16 protein-coding genes are annotated in these 20,370 nt (G+C 69.9%); 12 read left to right on the plus strand and 4 right to left on the minus strand.

Annotated elements, in window-relative coordinates; translation table 11 throughout:
- Positions 1-15: 15 nt before the first annotated feature.
- A complete protein-coding gene (locus tag AC3E6M_RS14810) occupies positions 16-1,875 on the minus strand; it encodes a glycoside hydrolase family 3 protein (protein WP_490530379.1) in 1,860 nt (619 codons plus the stop codon).
- 96 nt (positions 1,876-1,971) lie between these two features.
- Between AC3E6M_RS14810 and AC3E6M_RS14815 the strand changes: the two genes are divergently transcribed.
- On the plus strand, positions 1,972-3,279 hold the full coding sequence (locus AC3E6M_RS14815; protein WP_490530380.1) for an MFS transporter: 1,308 nt from the start codon (positions 1,972-1,974) through the stop codon (positions 3,277-3,279).
- 53 nt (positions 3,280-3,332) lie between these two features.
- Entirely contained in the window at positions 3,333-4,787 is a 1,455-nt protein-coding gene (locus AC3E6M_RS14820) for a carboxylesterase/lipase family protein (protein ID WP_490530382.1), read from the plus strand.
- A gap of 72 nt (positions 4,788-4,859) precedes the next feature.
- Here AC3E6M_RS14820 and AC3E6M_RS14825 read toward each other — a convergent pair whose 3' ends face one another.
- A complete protein-coding gene (locus AC3E6M_RS14825) occupies positions 4,860-5,729 on the minus strand; it encodes a helix-turn-helix domain-containing protein (protein ID WP_490530383.1) in 870 nt (289 codons plus the stop codon).
- Positions 5,730-5,941: 212 nt separating this feature from the next.
- Between AC3E6M_RS14825 and AC3E6M_RS14830 the strand changes: the two genes are divergently transcribed.
- The gene (locus AC3E6M_RS14830) at positions 5,942-7,108 is read left to right on the plus strand and encodes a helix-turn-helix transcriptional regulator (protein ID WP_490530384.1); all 1,167 of its coding nucleotides are present in this window, start codon (positions 5,942-5,944) and stop codon (positions 7,106-7,108) included.
- Between the two features lie 117 nt (positions 7,109-7,225).
- Here AC3E6M_RS14830 and AC3E6M_RS14835 read toward each other — a convergent pair whose 3' ends face one another.
- A complete protein-coding gene (locus AC3E6M_RS14835) occupies positions 7,226-8,548 on the minus strand; it encodes a hypothetical protein (protein WP_490530385.1) in 1,323 nt (440 codons plus the stop codon).
- 264 nt (positions 8,549-8,812) lie between these two features.
- Here AC3E6M_RS14835 and AC3E6M_RS14840 point away from each other — a divergent pair, with 264 nt between their 5' ends.
- From AC3E6M_RS14840 to AC3E6M_RS14850, 3 genes are all read left to right on the plus strand, one after another.
- On the plus strand, positions 8,813-9,133 hold the full coding sequence (locus AC3E6M_RS14840) for a hypothetical protein (RefSeq protein WP_490530386.1): 321 nt from the start codon (positions 8,813-8,815) through the stop codon (positions 9,131-9,133).
- 281 nt (positions 9,134-9,414) lie between these two features.
- Positions 9,415-9,798 carry a hypothetical protein gene (locus AC3E6M_RS14845; protein WP_490530388.1) on the plus strand — a complete coding sequence of 128 codons (384 nt, stop codon included), beginning with the start codon at positions 9,415-9,417 and terminating at the stop codon, positions 9,796-9,798.
- Positions 9,799-9,801: 3 nt separating this feature from the next.
- Positions 9,802-11,358: a helix-turn-helix transcriptional regulator gene (locus AC3E6M_RS14850; RefSeq protein ID WP_490530389.1), complete on the plus strand. Its 1,557-nt coding sequence runs from the start codon at positions 9,802-9,804 to the stop codon at positions 11,356-11,358.
- 41 nt (positions 11,359-11,399) lie between these two features.
- On the opposite strand, the gene AC3E6M_RS14855 is transcribed toward AC3E6M_RS14850, so the two are convergent.
- On the minus strand, positions 11,400-12,122 hold the full coding sequence (locus AC3E6M_RS14855) for a GntR family transcriptional regulator (RefSeq protein WP_138174550.1): 723 nt from the start codon (positions 12,120-12,122) through the stop codon (positions 11,400-11,402).
- 142 nt (positions 12,123-12,264) lie between these two features.
- On the opposite strand from AC3E6M_RS14855, the gene AC3E6M_RS14860 reads away from it, so the two are divergent.
- The 6 genes from AC3E6M_RS14860 to AC3E6M_RS14885 are packed head-to-tail and all read left to right on the plus strand — an operon-like array spanning position 12,265 to position 20,356.
- Positions 12,265-13,212 (plus strand): PDR/VanB family oxidoreductase, encoded by a 948-nt coding sequence (locus tag AC3E6M_RS14860; RefSeq protein WP_490530390.1) that lies wholly within the window; start codon positions 12,265-12,267, stop codon positions 13,210-13,212.
- A gap of 45 nt (positions 13,213-13,257) precedes the next feature.
- A complete protein-coding gene (locus AC3E6M_RS14865; protein WP_138174546.1) occupies positions 13,258-14,595 on the plus strand; it encodes a Rieske 2Fe-2S domain-containing protein in 1,338 nt (445 codons plus the stop codon).
- Entirely contained in the window at positions 14,588-16,117 is a 1,530-nt protein-coding gene (locus AC3E6M_RS14870; protein WP_138174544.1) for a glutamine synthetase family protein, read from the plus strand. Before AC3E6M_RS14865 ends, AC3E6M_RS14870 begins: the two co-directional genes overlap by 8 nt.
- An 8-nt stretch (positions 16,118-16,125) precedes the next feature.
- Positions 16,126-17,592, plus strand: coding sequence for an aldehyde dehydrogenase family protein (locus AC3E6M_RS14875; RefSeq protein ID WP_138174542.1), 1,467 nt, complete (start codon positions 16,126-16,128; stop codon positions 17,590-17,592).
- A 2-nt stretch (positions 17,593-17,594) separates the two neighbouring features.
- Positions 17,595-18,932: an amidohydrolase gene (locus tag AC3E6M_RS14880; protein ID WP_490530391.1), complete on the plus strand. Its 1,338-nt coding sequence runs from the start codon at positions 17,595-17,597 to the stop codon at positions 18,930-18,932.
- Complete coding sequence (locus AC3E6M_RS14885) at positions 18,929-20,356, plus strand: amidase (protein ID WP_138174538.1); 1,428 nt, start codon at positions 18,929-18,931, stop codon at positions 20,354-20,356. The genes AC3E6M_RS14880 and AC3E6M_RS14885 overlap by 4 nt, the downstream gene beginning before the upstream one ends.
- Positions 20,357-20,370 lie beyond the last annotated feature (14 nt).

Genomic DNA, 20,370 nt, shown 5'->3' on the forward strand with positions numbered 1-20,370 from the left:
TGCTCGTCCTCTCAGTCAACCACCCGCGTGTCCTGATCGCCGTGCGATGCGGCCGCTGCCGCGGGGGAAGAGCTGATCGTCCACTCCGGGACGATCCGACGGCGACGCCCGCACGGCATCCATCGATCGGGGGATGTCGAAGGGGAGGCGCCCCACGGCTTCCTCTTCTCCCGCCAACACCTGGACGACAGCCTCGTCCGAGGCGCCGAACGCCCCGAGGAGGGTGACCTGTGACTCGACGAGAGGAGTGAGGATCGCGGGCCGGTCGAGGTGGACGACGACGGCGGTCGCGGTCGCGCTCGCGATGTCCGCCACCTCGCGGAGTGTTTCCGGTGCGAAGTCCAGGCTGCCGGCGTGGAAGCTGCTCTCCAGGAAGAACTCGTCGCGCGGCTCGTAGGGGGCGTCCAGCCTGATGATCGCGAGGTCGCTCCCGGTGGGGTCGTCGGAAGGAACCAGCCCTCTGTCCGTGAGGACGGAAGCCTGCAGGGTGGGAGCGAACACCCGGGTGCCCGGCCGAAGCGGGGGGAGGGGATGCGGAGCAGTGAGCATCGTGAGCGAGCGGGCCTGGGCGCGCTGTCCGGCCGCACGCGCGGCTGAGGTTCCGACACGTTCGTCCACCCCGGCCTCGTCGACGTACGGATCGTCGAAGAGGCCGAGCGCGAACTTCACTCGCAGGATCCGTCTGGCCGACTCGTCGATCCGGGATTCGGGCACCTCGCCCCGTTCGACGAGCTCGACGATGAGGTCGACGCATTCCTCCCCGCCGAGCTGATCGCATCCCGCCTCGAGGATGCGTCGCACCCTTTCGCGCCTGCTCGCGGTCTCGAGCCCCCACGCGCGGGCGGGTAGACGCTTACCGGCGACTTCCGAGTCGGTCACGAGGCCCCAGTCGGTGAGGACCACGCCGTCGTAGCCGAGCTCGCCGCGCAGGATCCCGGTGATCATCTCCTGGTGGAAACCGAAGCCCACCTCCTCCACCGGTCGACCGCGCCGGGAAAGACCGACGGGCATTCCGTAGTAGGCCATGATCCCGGAGACGCCCCGCTCGACCAGCGCGCGGAACGGGGCCAGGTGCGTCTCGAAGTCCCCGCCGGGGTAGACCTGCTCGCGCCCGTACGGGAAATGCGGATCCTCCCCGTCCTTCTGAGGGCCGCCACCGGGGAAGTGCTTGATCGTGCAACTCACACTGTCGGGGCCTAGCGTCTCGCCCTCGAAGCCGTCGAGGTAGGCCCCGCACGCGCGGGCGACGAACTCAGCGTCCGAGCCGAACGTGCCGTACTGCCGAGCCCACCGCGGTTCCGTCGCCAGATCGAGGCTGGGGTGGAGCGCCGCGGTCAGGCCGATCGCGCGGTATTCGGATCGCGCGATCGCGCCGAAGTCGCGGATGACGTCGAGGTCGCCGAGCGCGGCCAATCCCAACGGCTCCGGCCAGGTCGAGAAGAAGGGTGTGCGCAGGGAGACGCCGTCGTTCTCCTGAAAGGCGTGGCGCGGGTCGGTGGACACGGTCACGGGGATTCCGTGCGGCGTCGTGGTCTCTGCCAGGTACTGCAGCTCGTTCGTCCAGCGCGCGGCATCGATGGCCGAACCGAGATGGTGCACGTTGAGATGGTTCACGTGCGCGGACAGCAGAGCGCGCGTGTCGCGGCGCCCCGGGCGACCCGTGTCGTCGACCAGGTCGTCCGCGGCGGGATCCGGATTGGCGACGGTGATGAACATCAGACCGACCTTCTCGACCAGCGAGAGACGGGCGAGGAGGTCTTCGGTCCGAGCGTCGACCGAGAGCCGCTGATCCTCGTAGGGGTCCATCACCCCGTTCCCGTTCAGGTCGCGATAGAGCGATCCATCGGATGCCTGACGCCAGGTCGCAGTACGCATCGCGAGATCTCCTCAACTTGTCCGAGTGCCGGCGAAGCCGGCGTGCTAACGTAGACTAACTCGTGTTAGTCCAAGATTCTCGATGGGGAGACACCAATGTCGAACACTGATTCATCCGCCTTCACGCCGACGGTGGCGCCCGGCGCGGAGACTGAGGCCGGCGCCTCGCGTCGTTATCCGATCGGGCGTCAGCTCAGTACCTACATGGCATCCCTGTTCATCACGGGGACCGTCCTCATGGCTCTGCCGTCGGGACTGGCGGGGGTGCTCCTCCCGGGCAAGACGTACGGTCTCTTCCCGACGGATGCAGTCGCCCGCGATGCGACGCTCGCACAGATCCTGGCGGTCTCGGCGATCTTCACGCTGCTCACTCAGCCGCTGGTCGGGATGCTGTCGGACCGCACCCGCAGCCGCATGGGGCGCCGCGCGCCGTTCCTTCTCGCGGGCGGAGTCGCCGGTCTCGTCTTCTCGTACGGACTGCAGACCGCGAACTCGGTGGTAACCGTGACGGTGTTCTGGGTGCTCGTCCAGATCGCCATCAACGTGGTGATCGGACCGTTCCAGGCCACCGTCGCCGATCGCGTTCCCTACAGCAGGCGCGGCATCAGTTCTTCGCTCTTCGGTGTCACCTCGATCGTCGGCGGCACACTCGGGGCGATCGCCGCGGGTCAGCTCGTCAACGCGGTGGGCGATCCCGTCTACATCATCTTCGGCGCCGTGTTCCTCGCGGTGATCCTCCTCTTCGTGCTCATCAATCCCGACAGCTCCTCGACACCTCTGGCGCGCGAGCGCGTCACCCTCCGCTCGTTCGCGGAGAGCTTCTGGGTCAATCCCCGACGGAACCCCGACTTCGCGTGGGCGTTCGTGGCGCGCTTCCTGATGATGCTCGGCTACTGGGCCGTGCAGGTATTCGTCTTCAACCTCCTGCTGGCCTACGTCGGCCTCGAGTTCGTCGAGGTCAACGTGCAGATCGGGGTCGTCGGCATGATCACCATGGTCGGCGCTCTGCTGTCGTCGATCGTGTTCGGACGGATCTCGGACCGGATCGGTCGGCGCAAGCCGCTCGTCATCGGGGCGTCCATCGGCATGGCCGTCGCTTTGGTGCCCCCTCTGCTGTCGCCGTCGATCGAGGCGTTCTACATCTGGGCCGCCATCAACGGAATCGCCTTCGGCACGTACATGGCGATCGACATGGCCTTGATCATCGACGTCCTGCCCGACCCCTCGCGCATCGCGAAGGATCTCGGGGTGATGAACATCGCGACGGTTCTGCCTCAGGCGATCGGCCCGGTCTTGGCCGCGATGATCTCGGCGGCGTTCGGCTACCAGGCGCTCTTCGTCTGGGCCATCGTCTGGGTCCTCCTGGCCAGCCTGTTCATCCTGCCGATCCGTAAGTCCCGATGACCGCGCCGTCGACGCGGGGGACTCCGGCCACGCGGGGGGCCGGGGGGCCGCGCGTGCGCACCACCGGCGGTCTCGTCGAGGGGCGATGGGTCGGCTCCACCGCGGTGTTCCTCGGAATCCCGTACGCGGAGGCTCCCGTCGGCACCCGCCGGTGGCTCGCTCCCCAGCGCCGGCGCCCGTGGTCGGGGGTGCGCGCGGCCGTCGAGCCGGGCGCCACGCCGCAACGTCGTCCGATGATGCCGTTCTCCACGATCCCGGAGGAGAGCGTGCCGGGTGACGACACCCTTCATATCAGCGTCTGGACCCCCGAGCCCGATCGCGACGCCGCGCTGCCGGTGATGGTCTGGATCCACGGCGGCGGTTTCGTGGGGGGAATCCCGTCGAGCCCGTGGTACGACGGGTCGAGCTTCGCCGAGAACGGTGTCGTGGTCGTCTCGGTGTCCTACCGGCTGGGGTTCGAGGGCTTCGGACTCGTCGCCGGCGGAGACGACAACCGTGCTCTCCTCGACTGGATCGCCGCCCTCGAGTGGGTGCGAGCCGAGATCGCCGGGTTCGGCGGCGACCCGGATCGCGTCACCATCGCCGGGCAGAGTGCGGGGGGCGGGGCGGTCGCCGCCCTGCTGGCTTCGCCGGCGGCGGCGGGGCTGTTCCACCAGGCGATCCTCGAGTCTCCCGCCATCGGGGCTCTCGACAGGGACACCGCCCAGCGCCGCTCGGAAGAGATGGCCGCCGAGCTCGGGCGCCCCACCACCCTGGCCGATCTCGCCGACATCGATATCGACGATGTGCTCGACGCGCAACTGCGTCTCGTTCCCTTCGCCGCGGAGGGCGCCGACAAGACGCTCGACCGTGCCCTCGAGGACGACGGGCGCGTGGATCTGTACTTTGCGCCCGTGGTGGACGGGCTCCTGCTCCCGCGGGATTCTGCCGTCCCCTCGGGCGAGGTGCCGATCCTGATCGGAACCACCGCGCACGAGTTCAACATGACGGTGTTCGGCGTCGCGGCGGAGCTCGACGCCTCCACGCCCGAAGAGCTCCTCGGGCGGCGCGGTGTCCCCGGCGACGTCACCGCCGCGGTGATGGAGGAGATGCGCGTGTCTTCCTCCGCGGCGCTGGTGGGTCAACTCGTCACGGACCGCACCTTCCGGCGACCCGTGGATGCCTTCGTTCGAGCCCGGGACGGAGAGTCCTGGCTCTACGACTTCCGCTGGCGCAGCCCCGGCCTGGGAATGGCCATGCACTGTCTCGAGCTGCCCTTCGTGTGGAACCTGCTCGACGCTCCGCGGGCGGACGAGGTGCTCGGCGACGATCCTCCGCGCTGGCTCGCGTCGGCCATGCACGACGCCTGGGTCTCGTTCATCCGCAGGGGCGACCCCGGCTGGCCGCCCGTCACGTCGCGATCGCCCGTCGGCATGGTGTTCGACACGGAGAGCCGCGTGGTGACGGACCCCTATGCGGCGTCTCGGCGCTCTGCGGTTCTGAGTCCACGCGTCGGGGGTTCCATCTAGACGGTGGGCCCGGAGGGATGCCGCGGACGGCGGTGACGTCCGCGGTGTGAAGGCGAGAGCGCGGCCGCCCCGTCAGAGGGTCGCGTTCTGGCGCGCGCGGGCGACCACCATCCCCTGGCTGCGGGCCAGGGCCCGCCGATACTGTCGCACCGAGCTGAAACCCGACGCCTCGATGATCTCCCGTGGGGAGGGGGCCAGGGCCTGGCGCATCGCCACCTCCTCCAGGCGGTGACGCTCCAGCTCACGCCGAGGGGTCGTCCCCATCGTGGTGAAGACGCGGTGTACGTGACTGACGCTGGCGGAGAGTTCACGGGCGAGCTCGGGGACCCCGAACCCGGGATCGCGGAATCGCGTACGGATGACCGCCACCGCAGCGGTGAAGAGGCCATCCCGGTTCATCGCGTCCTCGTCGGTGAACGTGATGTCCTCGTGCAGCGCCGCCACGAGCATGTTCTCCATGGCCAGACCGATGTGATCGTGTGCGGCCCGTGACGTCGACGCTCCGCTGTTGAGGAGAGCATTCGTCAGCGAGATCAAGCCCTGGAGCGGACCGGTCGCAAGCGCGAGGGGTTCGTGCGGGGGGAGAACCCCCTGTGCGGCCGAGAGGCGCACTGCCGGGACGAACCACACGTACCGCGCCGTATCCGTGAGCGTCTGCGCAGTGGCGGGCGCAGCGGAATCGAACACGACGACCTCGCCAGCTTCGCTGCGCACGGCCGTGCCGTCGACGGTGAAATCGAATCCCCCCTCGACCGTGTGGACGAGATAGAGCAACCGGGTATCGGGGCGGAGCGAATAGCCCGACTTCTGCGACCACGCGCGCCCGTAGCCGTACTGAGAGTTCTGCACGGTCTCGGCGACGAGGTTCGGGTCGATCTCCCCCCGCGGCTGCCATCCGAAATCATCACAGTTCGCTGCCGCGTCGGCCCCGATCGTCGTCACGTCGTCCCCCGTATCGAGATTTGTAGTCAGGCCCCCGCACTGCTTTGTCGGGAATGCTCCCAGCTCGTTTCGCGGGATGCCTTCCCGGTATCGCGCCATGAGAGGAAAGTGCACAAATCTGCGAGTTTCTCAACGTTGCGTCCTGCCGGTATATGCCCGGGCGGTCGTACTCCGGTCGTGGCTTCGGGTCCCGAGCTGTGCCACTACCTCCGGTGTTCGCGCGCGAGTTCTCGGCCGTGGGGAGACCAATTTCCCTCGCATCCTTTCCGCCAGCGCAGCCGGGGCGGACCTCGTGGAAAGGATGGAAGAAGAGATGCGGGGGTCGTGGTGACGAGATCGATGGTCGATGCGGCAGCCGGAATGCCCTCCCTCTCGCCTGTGCACCGACCCCGAACCGCGTATCGCCTTCGAGCTGTCCCTCTCTCTACCGATCCATGCTCACCAGAGCAGGCCTCATAGGCGCGGAGTTCGTCTCCGGCGCGGAACGGGGCGTCACTCTGTCGGGGACGGATGCCGTGAAGTGGCTGCGCGCGCGCGGGTGGATTGCCGCGGCCGGAGCGACCCAGGTCATCGCGGATACGTTCGCTGCGGGCGCTGTGCGTTCGTCGCGGATATGGCTCTCCCCGGGGCAGTACGTGCTTCGTCCGAACGAAGCCCCGCGTGCGGGCGAAGTCACCGTCATCCTGCTGGTCGAGGGCACCGTCGACGTCGAACTCGACGGCTGCCTCGCCGCCTTCCCCCCGGGCAGTCTCTTGCTCGTCAGCAGCCGGTCACGCGCGGTGCTCCGCTCCGAGACGAACATCGCCCTGTACAGCGTCGTCACGCAGTCCACCCGTATCGGCCTCCGCGAACACGCGATCGCAGATACGTCCGGACCGCACCCCGGCGTGAGCGATTACTGGCTCGCCCTCACGAGCGTGCTCAATCAGATCCTCGGTTCATCCATCGACCCCGATGATCTCGGCGCTCGCACCCTCGGCGCGGCCGTGGACAATCTCCTTCTCGCGGCGCTCCAAGAGTCGACCGCTTTCGATGCTCACGCACGGGACGTCGACACGCTCCGACACCTCCGCACGGCGCGGGCGATCATACGAGCCGAAGCGAAGTCGCTGGATTTCACCGTGGGAAAGTTGTCCGATATCGCTAACATCTCTCGGGGGCACCTGCATCGTGTCTTCGCCGCCGCGAATTCGACGCCCCTGGGAGAGATCCGGCGCGAAAGAACGCGGATAGCGCGCGAGTTGTTCGCTGACAGTACTTCGTTACGCGGCGCCGCTTTGTTGGAGATCGCGCGACGGTCCGGATTCCGGACCGTCGGAGCCATGACTCGAGCGATGCATGCCTTCTCGGAAGAGAGCGACATCGGCACTCTCCGGTGATTCCCCGAGATCGCCGCTATGAGCGGTTCGTGACCCGACGACCTCGACCGACCACGGCGCCGGAGGATGACAGAGGCCGCGCGTCCTGGACGCGCGGCCTCTGTCGCCCCCTTCGTGTCAGCAGGCGGGCTTCATCACGTGTGCGAAGTTGTTCCCCCCGTTCGGGCTGTGCCAGCCCTGCGCCGAGGTGATGCCTGTCGCGATCGGGGTCGCGCCGTTGGTGTAGTAGAGACCGCCGCTGGGGCTGAGGAAGTAGCCGGCGCTCAGGGCCGTCGAGCCTGCTGGCACGTTCGCGTTGTAGTTCCCGTTGACGTTCCCGTTCCCGATCGTTGCGCCGCCGCTGCCATTCACGTAGGTCAGGTAGTTGGTTCCGCCGACGTTGTACCCGCGTGCGGAGGTGACGCCCGTCGCGATCGGGGTGGTGCCGCCGTTGTAGTAGAGGTCGCCGTTCGGAGCCACGAAGTAGGCGGGGCCGACGGCCTTCGTTCCGGTAGGAAGGGTGCCGGACGAGCCGCCGACCGAGGCCTCGTGCACGGTGTACGTTGCGCCCGTCGCAGTGACGAAGCTGACGTAGTTCGTGGGTGCACCGGTGGCACCGGGCCCGCTGTATCCGAACGCCGATGTGACATTGGTCGCGATCGGACCACTCGATTGAAGGGCGTACCAGAGGTCGCCGTTCGGGGCAAGGAAGTAGCCGGCGGCCAGCGCGGTCGATCCCGCCGGGATGAACGACAAGGTGTTGCTCCCGACAGTGCCCTGATTGCTGACGTGGCCACCGCTTCCGTCAATCCAGGTCACGTAGTTGCCCGCGGCGTCGGCGAGGGCGGCAGCGTATCCCTGCGCCGAGGTGACGCCGGTGGCCATGAGCGAGTTTCCGTACCAGAGCTGACCGTCCGGCGTCAGGAAGTAGCCGGCGCTGATGGCGGTGGCGTTGGAAGGCACAGCGGGGTACGTAGCGCCCGGGGCGCCGCCGCTGAAGTTCTGAGCCGTGCCGGTGCTGGCGGTGGCCGAGACGGGCGCCGCTGCAGTCAGACTGCCGGACACAGCGGTGAACGTGCTCGACCCGCCGGCGCTCGGCACGGTGATGGCGGGCAGCGTGATCGTGCCGTCACTTCCGGTCGTCCCGGTGTAGGACGTCGACCCGTCGGCGAACGTGTACCCGGTGGGTAGCGACACCGTGATGGCCTTCGCGGGGTCGGGGGTCGTGCCGTCCGTGGTGAGTCGGACCTGGACGTTGGTGATCGTCCCGCACCCGGTACCTGAGTAGTTCGGCTGCGTGAACTCCAGTGTTCCGAGCGTCGAGGCCGACGCCGCCGGAGCAGCCACGGCGAGCGCGACGACGGGCACCGACCACGCCGCGCCCTTCACGATGGTGCGGCGGGAGAGGCCGCTCGGGCGGCCGCTCGAGGTCGAGTCCGTGCCGGTGGTGTTCTCGGTCATTTTTTCCCCTGGGGTCGTTTCGAATACCTGTTTCACATGGTGGGGAGGGGGCCGGTGATGCGAGGGGTGATCGGCGCGACGTGTGACAGATGCGACGGTTCCTGCGACAAATCGGCGGCGACAAAGCAGGACCCATCTATCACCGATTCGCGGGCGGGTCTTGTGACGGCATCGGCACCCCCTACACGCTGGTGGCCACGATTCACAGCCGCGTTCCGGGAGAGCCATCTCGCGCGCGCGATCCGGACCCCCGAGGACTCATCGATGGACACACACGGCCCCCAGATCTCTCTGTACCTCCGCGTCGGGTGTGGAGGATGCGAGGTCGTCCTCAGCCGGGTGGAGCAGCTTCTGACCTCCCACCCGGACGCCGACCTCGGCGCACGCGTCTATGTCGACGGTGCGACTGAGAAGATCAGCCGTTTCTACCCGCACCTGGCCGAACACGCGACTGTCGGCTTCGCCGGCCCATATCTGCAGAGCAACCCGGGCGCGCTGCCCGCAGCCGCCCGCACCACCTCGGGCGGCGACACGGAATGGCTCATCGGTTCCGGGGCGCTGCTCGCGCTTCTGCCGGAGGACTGAGACCTGATGCGGGGGATGCAGATGCGCGAAGTTATCCCGGAGGCGGGACGACGGCTACCGGCTCGGGCCCGTGCCGGGGCGGGCTCATGACGGACGGCACGTCGCTTCGGCGCCGAGCCGTGGTCCGTACACCGGTGCTGCCGTCGTCCGCGCAGACGACCGGGCTGGTGCCCGCGACCCGGCTGCGGCCCGTGATCGGTCGCCCGCGAGTCCGGAGCACCGTGGTGGACGCCTTCGGAATGCCGCCTCAGCACCTCCCGTCGCTGCCGCCGGGAACCTCCGTGACGGAGGTGCGCTCGCTCGTCGACTCGTCAGGGGTTCGCGTCCTCTTCGCTCTCGACGCGACGGGCCTCCTGCGCCGCCTGCTGCCGGGGAAGGAGGAGTGGGACGAGGTGGCTCGCGGCATCCGCGGGTATCGGGGCGCCGGTGCCGACGGGAGCGACACCGGTCTCGACATCCTGGCTGAGTCGGTTCCTCGTCGCGCCCGCCCCGCCCTCCTGCGCACCGCGACGCTTCCCAATGGGCTCACCGCCGTCTACGCCCTCGGAGCCGACGGGCGACTGTACGCCCGCCGTTCCACGTCCCGTCGCTGGCGGGTCGTCCGAGAGAACGTCGCGGCGTTCGACGTGGTTCCCCACGGTGCCGCCGTCGTGGCGAGCCGCTAGCCCATGTCCACCTCCGCCGACGTCGGTTCCCTCGATCGCCTGCTGGCCGCGCGCAACGCCGGCGGGGGCCACGCGGTACTGCGTGTCCTGGCGGACCATTGGGACGAGTTGCGGAGCGATCACCCGCGGGAGCTCCTCCTGACCCTGGATGCCATGTCGGAGGAGGTCTACCGCGGGAACCCTCAGTTGCGTCACTATCGGCGGTATCTCGAAGACCACCTCGATCCGGCCGCCGTCGGCACCGTCCCGCGCGGGACACCGCTGGACCGGCTTCTCTCCCTCACGAGACACGCCGTCGCCGCGCGCACGCTCGGACGAACGGCCATCGCCGCCCGGCGCGTCGACGCCGCGTGCCGGTTCCTGACCGAGCTTCCCGCCGACGTCGTCCTGGATCTCGCATCGTCGCTTCCGGCCATGAGATACGAATGGGCGACGACCTTCGTGCAGGTCGGACGCTTCTCCGACGCCCTCGCTCAGTTCGCCGAGGTGCATCAGCGCCCGCGCGGGCTGGAAGACCGCGCATCGGCCGTCGCCTCGGCCGGTGGCGCGGCGCTCATGCACGCGCTCGACGGCCGTCACAGCGATGCGTTCGCGATCCTCGCCGAGGTCTCCCCGTCCCCGGAAGCCGCCGTGCCGGGCCTCATCGCACAGGCCTGGATCCACCTGGATCGTCTCGACCACGAGGCAGCCGCCGTTCTCCTGTCGGGTGTATGCATCGCGGACGCCCCCGCATACTGGGCGCCGTATTTCGTCGCCCGCATCTCGTTGGCGGCGGCGAGACGGGACGGGCGGGAGTCGCTCCTGGCCGACTTCGACGGCTTCGTCGAGTCCCTCGCGACGCGCGGCGTCGGGTCGCCCGCCCACGCCGAGATGGTCGCCGCGGTGCGCCAGCTCCTGGTCGTCCAGCTTCGGCGGCCCTCACGGGCCGCCAGCGGGCCCGGCCCCGGTGCGTCCTCGGAGCGGACGTGGATCCTCTCGCAGCTCGAGGCCATCGTCCGGGCCCAGCACCTCATCGACGGAAGGCGGTCGGATCAGGCTCGTAGCGTCGTGCGCCCGCTCGTGAGCGTCGACGGCTCTCGGCCCCGCGTCCTCATTCCCGCGCTGCTTCTGGCGGCCGAAATCGACGAGGGCCCGACCTCTGAAGTGCAGATTCGGCAAGCGGTCTCCCTCGCCCTCTCGCACGCGCACTTCTCGCCGTTCCGGAACACGTCCCCGGACGTCCGACGGCGCGTGGTGGATGTCCTCACCGAGCGTGGGGAGGATGCCGTGGCCGCTCGCATCCGCGCTCTCCCGACCCGCAGGCTCACGCGCGCCCCCGATGAACTGAGCGGACGTGAGATGGACGTCGTCGAACTCGCGGTGGACGGATTGAAGAATCTCGAGATCGCGGCGCGTCTTCACCTGAGTCCCAACACCGTCAAGTCGCACTTGCGCAGCGCCTACGGGAAGCTCGGGGTGTCGACGAAGAAACATCTGGCGGAGCGGCTGGGTGCCCGGGGGCGGGCCCAGGCCCTCACGGAAACCGACGTGACGGGAGGTGCCACGCCGGTGATTTACTGAGACTGGCGTGACACCAGCTGTCACGCTGGTCTCAGGAAGACCTAGCCGGTGAACACCGTCGACGAGCGCCGCTCGTACCACCGCGCCAGCTGTTCGCCGGCCTTCAGCACGTGCTCGCGCATCTCGCGGCGCGCAGCCTCGGCATCCCCGCGCTCGATCGCCTCGATGATGCGCACGTGCTCCTGGAAGTTCTCCTCGCGGTGGCGGTCGTCGCCCACCAGCAGCTGTGCCGACACGTTGCGCGGGAAGGTCTCGTTGATCTCCTCGATCGCGCGCGCGAGGCGGGCGTTCGCCGACACCTCCGCGATGGTGTTGTGGAACACGTCGTTCTCGCGCCGGCTGGCGAGCGCGGAGTCCGCCTCGCCGCGCTCACGTGCGAGTGAGCGGTCGTACATGTCCTGGTTCGCCTCGCGCAGCCGGGCCACGTCGCCTCGCGAGATGCGCTCGACGGCGCGTGCGGCGGCGAGCGCCTCGAGTTCGGCGCGGACCTCGTAGGCCTCGCGCACCTCCCACGGTGCCGGAACACGGACGACGGCACCGCGATTGGGGAGGACCTCGATCAGTCCGCCGGTCTGCAACTGGCGCAGCGCCTCGCGCACCGGGGTGCGGCTCACGCCGAAGTCGTTCGCGAGCTCGGCCTGACGGAGTTGCGCGCCGATGGGGATGTCTCCCGACATGATCCGATCTCGGATCTTGGCGGCGATCTCGTCGACGAGGGCGTGCCCTCCCGTCGACGAGATGTCGGTGTCCCCCCGTGCGGCCATGGTGCCCCTCTTCGTCGGTCGTGGTCGCGCTCCCGCGACTTGCGAACCTAGCAGACGGGGCGGCCGATCCCACGCAATCCACGCGACTCTGGCTCCCAGGTGAAAGGTTCTGGATCCAATATGTATCTGTTAGGATCCAAATATGACGACGCGAGAGGATGCCGCCGAGCTCCGGGCCCGCGTGCGCTCCTTGACGCTCGAGACTCCCGACGTGATGGCGGTGGAGCTCGAGGGCGTTGACGGGCCGCTGCCCGCGTGGACCCCGGGCGCCCATGTCGACCTCGAGATCCCCGGAGCCCCTGTCCGCCAGTACTCCCTGTGCGGCGATCCCGGCTCCGGTCGCTACCGGATCGCGGTGCTGCACGAAGAGCAGAGCCGGGGAGGCTCGCGGGCCGTGCACGAGCGGCTGCGCCCGGGCGACGTCGTGTCGCTGCGCGGACCCCGCACCCACTTCGGCCTCGAGCCCGCGGACGAGTACCTGTTCGTCGCGGGCGGGATCGGGATCACCCCGGTGCTGCCCATGGTGCGCGCCGCCGCAGCGGCGGAGGTGCCCTGGCGGGTGCTGTACCTCGGCGCTTCGCGCACCCGCATGGCGTTCCTCGACGACCTCGCCACGATCCCCGGCGGCACGATCGACGTCGTCGCGCGCGACGAGGGCGTCCGCGCCGACCTCGCGGCCGAGTTGGCCGCGCACCCGAACGCCGCCGTGTACGCCTGCGGTCCGGCGCGCATGCTCGAAGAGATCACGCAGCTGGTGCCCGAGGCATCCGGTCGTCTGCACCGGGAGTACTTCACCGCCCCCGTCGTGGACTACGCCCCCGGCGGCCCGTTCTCGGTGCGCCTCGCCCTCACCGGCGTCGAACTCACCGTCGAGCCCGAGCAGTCGGTGCTCGAGGTGATGCGCAGCGCCGGCGTCGACGTGCTCTCCGACTGCGAGGAGGGCATCTGCGGCAGCTGCGAGACGGGCGTCCTCGAGGGCGAGGTCGAGCACCGCGACTTCGTCCTCACCACTCAGGAGCGCGCCGCGAACGACTGCATGATGGTGTGCGTCTCGCGGTCGGCGTGCCCCCTCCTCGTCCTCCAGGCCTGAGGGCCTGTCCCACACATCCGATACCGACCACGAAGGGCGACGGCGATGCTGAAGCAGGAAGACAACGAGAAGATCACCCGCTCCGGGCCGGGTACGCCGCTCGGCAACCTCCTGCGCTCGTACTGGCAGCCGGCCGCGCTCGTGTCCGAGATGCCGGGGGAACGGCCTGTGAAGGCCGTCCGCATCATGAGCGAAGACCTCGTGCTGTTCAAGAAGCGCGAGGGCTGGGGGCTCATCAGCCGCTACTGCGCCCACCGCGGCGTCGACCTGTCCTACGGCCGCCTCGAGGAGGACGGCATCCGGTGCCTCTACCACGGGTGGCTCTACAACGGCGAGGGCAAGTGCGTCGAGCAGCCGGCCGAGCCCGAGCACAGCCAGTTCCTCGGCAAGATCCGCATCGCCAACTACCCGTGCGTGGAGAAGAACGGCATCATCTTCACCTACATGGGCGCGGGCGACCCGCCGCCGTTCCCGGACTACGACTGCTTCGTCGCGCCCGAGGAGTACACCTTCGCCTTCAAGGGCCTGTGGGACTGCAACTGGCTGCAGGGCTTGGAGGGCGGCATCGACCCGAGCCACGTGTCGTTCCTGCACCGCTTCATCCAGGAGGACCCGCGCGAGATGTACGGGCAGCAGTTCGCCGAGGAGGTCGAGGGCACGGGAAAGAAGCTCTCGATGCTCGTGGGTGAGAGCTACCGCCCCGATATCGAGGTCGAGAGCGCCGACCACGGCCTCCGCGTCTTCGCGCTGCGGCAGCTCACCGAAGACATCAAGCACGTCCGCGTGACGAACCTCATGTTCCCGAACGCGTTCGTCGTCCCGTTCGGCAACACCAAGGTGTTCACGCAGTGGCACGTGCCGATCGACGACGAGCACCACTACTGGTACATGATCTGGTACGACTTCGCCGAGGTCACCGACAAGGACACGCTGCTGCAGCAGCGCCTCGAGGGCGTCACACTGCCGGACTACCGCCCCGTCCGCAACCGCGACAACAACTGGGGCTTCGACCCGCAGGAGCAGAAGGACCTCACCTACACGGGCATGGGCCTGGACATCAACGTCCACGACCAGTGGGCCGTCGAGAGCATGGGCCCGATCCAGGACCGCACGGTCGAGCGCCTCGGCGTCTCGGATCGCGCCGTCACCGCCAACCGTCGCCTGCTCCTCCGCGCGATCGACTCCTTCGCCGCGGGCGGGCAGACGCCCTCGCACCCCGTGAGCGCAGAGGAGGCCGCGAAGCTCACCGGCCCCCTCGCGATGGACACGATCTCGGCCAACGACGCGTGGCAGGAGCGGTGGATCCAGCGCGAGCAGGAGCGCCGCTCGGCCTCGCCGTGGGCGGCCCCCAAGGCGACCGCCGAGGAGACCGTCGATGCGTGAGCGCAACGTCGACGAGCGCCCTGTGTCCGAGAGCGGCGGCGGAATCTCGGCGCGACCGATGCTGGCGGCCGACCGCGAGGGATTCGTGCACCGGCACGGCCTGTGGAGCGAGGCACAGTACGCCGCCGCCGGTCAGATGCGTCGCGTGATCGACGAGCTCGGCATCGACATGGTGCGCTTCTCGTTCGTCGATCAGCACGGCATCCTCCGCGGCAAGACGATCGCGCGCGGCGGGATCACCGCGGCGATGCGCTCCGGCGTCACGGCGCCGAGCTCGCTGCTGCTCAAGGACACCTCGGGTCAGTCCGTGTTCTCGGTGTTCAGCGCCGAGACGGGCGTGGGTGTCGCGGGGTTCAGCGGCGCCGGCGACATCGTGCTCGTGCCCGACCCGACGACCTTCCGGGTGCTGCCGTGGGCGCCCGGGACGGCGTGGATCCTGTGCGACCTGCGCTTCCCCGACGGATCGCCCGTGCCCTTCTGCACGCGCACGATCCTCCGCAACGAGCTGACGACGCTCGCCTCGCGCGGCTACGACATGACCGTGGGCGCGGAGCTGGAGTTCCACGTCTTCCGGACCGAGGATGCCGCTCTCGCCGCGGAGCACCTGGGGGCTCCCGGCCGTCCGGGTGCCGCGTCGATGACGGCGCCCACCACCCGCGGATCGCAGCTGCTGCTCGAGGAGGGGCTCGACCGCATGCAGCCGCTCGTGGACGCGCTGTACCGCGGGCTCACGCTGCTCGACCTCCCGCTGCGCTCGATCGAGCTGGAGTTCGGCCCCAGCCAGTTCGAGATCACGATGGAGGCAGGTTCCGCCGCCGAGATCGCGGATGCCATCGTGTTGTGCCGCACCGCCGTCCGCCGGATCGCCGCGGGCCTGGGGTATCACGCGACCTTCATGGCGCGCCCGCAGGGGGCCGAGGGCGCCTCGACCGGCTGGCACCTGCACCAGTCCCTCACCGAACGGGAGACCGGACGCGGCGCGTTCGTGCCCGACGCACCCGGCACGACGCTGTCGCTGCTGGGCTCCGCGTACCTCGGGGGAGTGCTCGCGCACGCCGCGGCGGCCGCCGCCTTCACCACGCCCACCGTGAACGGGTACAAGCGGTATCAGCCGAACTCGCTGGCACCGGACCGCATCGCGTGGGGGATCGACAACAAGGGCGCCATGGTGCGCGCCGTCGGTGGCGTCGGCGACCCCGCGACGCGCCTGGAGAACCGGTCGGGCGAGCCCGCGGCCAACCCGTATCTCTACATCGCGTCGCAGGTCATCAGCGGCGTCGACGGCATCGACCGCGGTCTCATCCCGCCGGCGCCGACCACCGACCCCTACCGCACCGAGGCGCCGTCGCTGCCGGCATCCCTCGGCGAGGCCGTCGACGCGCTCGAGGCCGACACGGTCTTCCGTGCGGCCCTCGGTGATGTCGTCGTCGATTGGTACGCGACCATCAAGAGGGCGGAGTTCGCCCGCTACCTTCGTCATGTCTCCGACTGGGAGCAGCGCGAGTACTTCGAGATCTTCTGAGGACGAGCATGAGCCTTCGCACCACCGTCACGGCCCTGCCCGAGTACGAACCGTTCCTTCTCGGGGGAGAGTGGATGCCGCGCGGCGAGCGCGCCGCGCGCGCGGTCATCGACCCCGCCACCGGCGAGGTGCTGACCACCGTGGCCGACGCCACGGCCGAGGACGTCGACGTCGCCGTCGCGGTCGCCGTCCAGGCGCACGCCGACCGCCGCTGGCGCGGGCTCGCGCCGCTCGAGCGGGCGCGCATCCTGAACCGGGTCGCCGACCTCATCGAGGAGCAGCTCGAAGAGCTCGCGATCCTCGAGACGCGTGACAACGGCAAGCCCATCGAACGCTCGCGCGCCGACACCGCGATGGCCGCACGCACGTTCCGTCACTACGCCGGGGCGCCCTCGCGTCTCGGCGGCACGGTCGTCCCGGTCGACGGCGGTGCGCACCACGTCTACACGCTGCAGGAACCGGTCGGACCTGTCGCGATCATCCTGCCGTGGAACTTCCCGATCATGACGGCGGCGTTCAAGCTCGCCCCCGCGCTCGCCGCCGGGTGCCCCGTGGTCGCCAAGCCCGCCGAGGACACCCCGCTGACGCTGCTGCGGCTCGGCGGCATCCTCGCCGAGGCGGGGGTGCCGGCCGGCACGGTCAGCATCCTCACCGGCGACGGCTCGGTCGGAGCGGCACTGACCGCGCACCCGGGCATCGCGAAGATCACCTTCACCGGCTCCACCGAGGTCGGACGCCTGGTCGCGCACGCCGCCGCCGACGACTTCACGCGCGTCACGCTGGAGCTGGGCGGCAAGAGCCCGAACATCGTCTTCGAGGATGCCGACCTGGATGCCGCCGTCCTCACCGCGATGCGCGCCTCGTTCGGCCACTCCGGGCAGATGTGCACCGCGGGGAGCCGGCTGCTGGTGCAGCGCTCGATCCTGGCGGAGATGACCGAGCGGATGGCCGCCGCCGTAGCCCGCGTGCCCGTCGGAGACGGTCTCGACGGCGGCATCACCGTCGGACCCCTCGTGTCGGAAGAACAGCGCGAGCGTGTGCTCGGCTACATCCGCACCGGCGTCGACGAGGGCGCCACGCTGCTCGCCGGCGGCGGTGTGCGCGAGCCCGGGTTCTACGTCGAGCCCACCCTGTTCACCGACGTCCGCAACGACATGCGCATCGCCCGCGAGGAGATCTTCGGCCCCGTGGTCGGCATCATCCCCTTCGACGACGAGGCGGATGCCGTCCGCATCGCCAACGACAGCGCGTACGGTCTGGCCGCGGGCGTCTGGACCCGCGATCTCGGTCGTGCCCACCGGATGGCGGCGGCGCTGGATGCCGGGACCGTGTGGATCAACACGTACAACCTCTTCGACCCCGCGCTCTCGTTCGGCGGCACGGGGGACTCGGGCCTCGGCCGCGACCTCGGCGAGGAGGGCCTGCGCGGCTTCCTCGAGAGCAAGAGCGTCGTGATCGCGATCCCCGAGGCCTGAGCATGGATGCCGTCCTGTACCGCGCGGACCGCGTGGTGACGATGACCTCCGACCACCCCGACGCCGACGCGTTCGTGGTGGCCGGCGGTCGCGTCCGCGACGTCGGACGGGTCGGCGACGTGCGGGAGCGCTGGGCAGGGCGAGTGCGCGAGGAGGGGCTGCACGGTGTCGTCACCCCGGGGCTCATCGACGCCCACATGCACATGCAGCGTGCGGGTCTGAAGGCCCTGGACTACCTGCAGCCGGACGACGACGTCGACCGCTTCATCGCGGCCATGCGCGACAGCTTCGACGACGACGGGCCCGAGCATCCGCCGTTCGACGACCGGATCCGGGCCCTGGAGCGCGTCCAGCCGCTCCTGCACGCGCTCGGCATCACCACCGTCGTCGATCCCGCGGTCACTCCCGACGAGATGCGCGGGTACCAGGTGGCGCGGCAGCGCGGACTCCTCTCGATGCGTACCGTCGCGATGCCGTTCCTCGAGCTCACGACCGGGGAGGCCGACGAGATCGACGCCCTGATCGCCCGACTCGCCGGGATCGGCGCGGCGACCGGGTTCGGCGACGACGTCTTGTCGCTCGGCGGCATCAAGGTCTACCTCGACGGTGAGGCGCTGAAGGGTCAGGCGTGGCTGGAGCGCCCCTGGGACGGTTCGGGCTACACCGGGCTCCAGCGCATCCCCGAAGACCAGTACCGGCGCCTCGTCGCCTGGTGCGGCACGCACGGCTGGGGCGTCGGCACGCACGCGGTCGGATCTGCGGCGGTGGCGCTGGCGGTGGATGCCGCGAGTGCGGCGGGCGACGCGGTTCCGGATCTGCGGTTCCAGGTCATCCACGGCTACCTCGAGACCCCCGCGGAGGCGATGGCGCAGGCCGCGCGCGTCGGGGTGATCGCCTCGGTGCAGCCCTCGATCATCTGGCACAACGGGGCGGGCCTGCGGGCGGCCCTGGGGGAGCGGGCGGAGCGCGCCAACCCCCTTCGCAGCTGGCTGGACAGCGGGGCCACCGTCGCATTCGGCTCCGACGGCCCCTTCTTCGCCTTCGACCCCCGGCACCTCATGTGGCAGGCCGTCACGCGGCACATCGCGGGCGACGATCGCCCGCTCGACCCGGCCGAGGCCCTCACCCTCGACGAGGCTTTCGCCGCCTACACCACCGGCGCGGCCCGGGCGGCCTACGCCGAGGATGACCGCGGCGTGATCGCCCCGGGCGCGTGCGCCGACTGGGTGCTCTGGCCCACTGACCCCACGGCCGTCCCCATCGACGAGCTGCGCAGCCTCTCCGTGCTCCGCACCACCGTCGCCGGGTGCACCGTCTACCGAAAGGACCCCCGCGCATGACCGAGACTCCTCTGTACCGCTGGAGCGCCACCGCCCTCGCGGAGGGAATCGCCGGCGGCGAGATCTCGGCGGCCGAGGTCATGCGCGTGCACCTCGACCGCATCGCCGAGGTGGAGTCCGATGTGGCCGCCTTCGTGTCGCTCGTCTCCGAGCGAGAAGCGATGGACATGGCACTCGAGGCCGATCGAGCCGTCGCACGCGGCGACCGTCTCGGGCCCCTGCACGGACTCCCGACCGGGGTGAAAGACCTCATCGACGTCGCGGGTCTGCCCACCTCGCACGGTTCCGCCGCGTATCGCGACGCCGGTCCCGCGACGCACGACAGCCTGCTGGCGACCAATCTCCGTCGCGCGGGTGCCCTCATCATCGGGAAGACCAACACCCCCGAGGCGGGCCTGGGGACCTTGACCTTCAACCCCGTGCGCGGGGTGTGTCGCAACCCCTGGGACCTGAGCCGTCACGCCGGCGGATCGAGCGGGGGCGCGGGTGCCGCGCTCGCCGCGGGCATGCTGCCGATCGCCGACGGATCCGACAGCGGCGGGAGCATCCGCTACCCCGCCTCCCTCTGCAACATCGTGGGCCTTCGGCCGACCCCCGGCACCGTGCCGAGCGCGCGCACCGGGAACGGCTGGGACCCTCACGGGGTCCTGGGGCCGATGGCCCGCGACTCGCGGGACGCCGCGCGGCTGCTGTCCGGGATCACGGGGCGTGACGATCTGGCGCCGCTGTCGTGGGTCGAGGACGCGGAGGCGTTCCTGACTCTGCCTGTCCGGGATCCCCGCTCGATCCGGCTGGGCTGGAGCGAGGACGTCGGCGGTCTGCCGATCGATCCCGAGGTGCGCGCCGTCCTGCGTGCGGCGCGGCAGGTGCTCGAGGCGGCCGGGGTCGAGATCATCGATGTCGAACCCGACCTCGACGGCGCCGACGAGTCCTGGCAGGCCATCGAGATGTTCAATTTCGGCGCCGACGGCAAGGCCCGTTTCGACGAGGGCAGGTCGGGCTTTCGCGACGACTACCTGCGCAACGTCGCCGAGGGTCGCGCGCTCACCGCCGACGCGTACGCGGCGGCGCTGGCGCATCGGACGGTGCTGTTCCGGCGCACGGCCGCGGCGTTGCAGGGACTGGACGGCATCATCTACCCCGCGACTCCGGTGGCGGCGCCGCCGGCGGAGGTGGAATGGGTGGCCGAGGTCGACGGGACGACGTTCGAGCGCTACTTCCTCTGGCAGCGGGCGGCGTGCCGTCTCACCGTCACGGGCCACCCCGTGCTCGCGACGCCCGCGGGCTTCACCGACGCGGGCCTGCCGGTGGGGATGCAGATCGTCGGCGCGTCGCGCGGCGACCTGGCCCTCCTCGCCGTCGGCGCGGCCCTCGAAGACGTTCTCGGTCACGTCGGCGCGGCGCCCGCCGCCCTCCCGCTCTGACGACTTCCGGGCGT

It is taken from the genome of Microbacterium sp. SCPM-O-B-15248 (M128) (assembly GCF_058214835.1).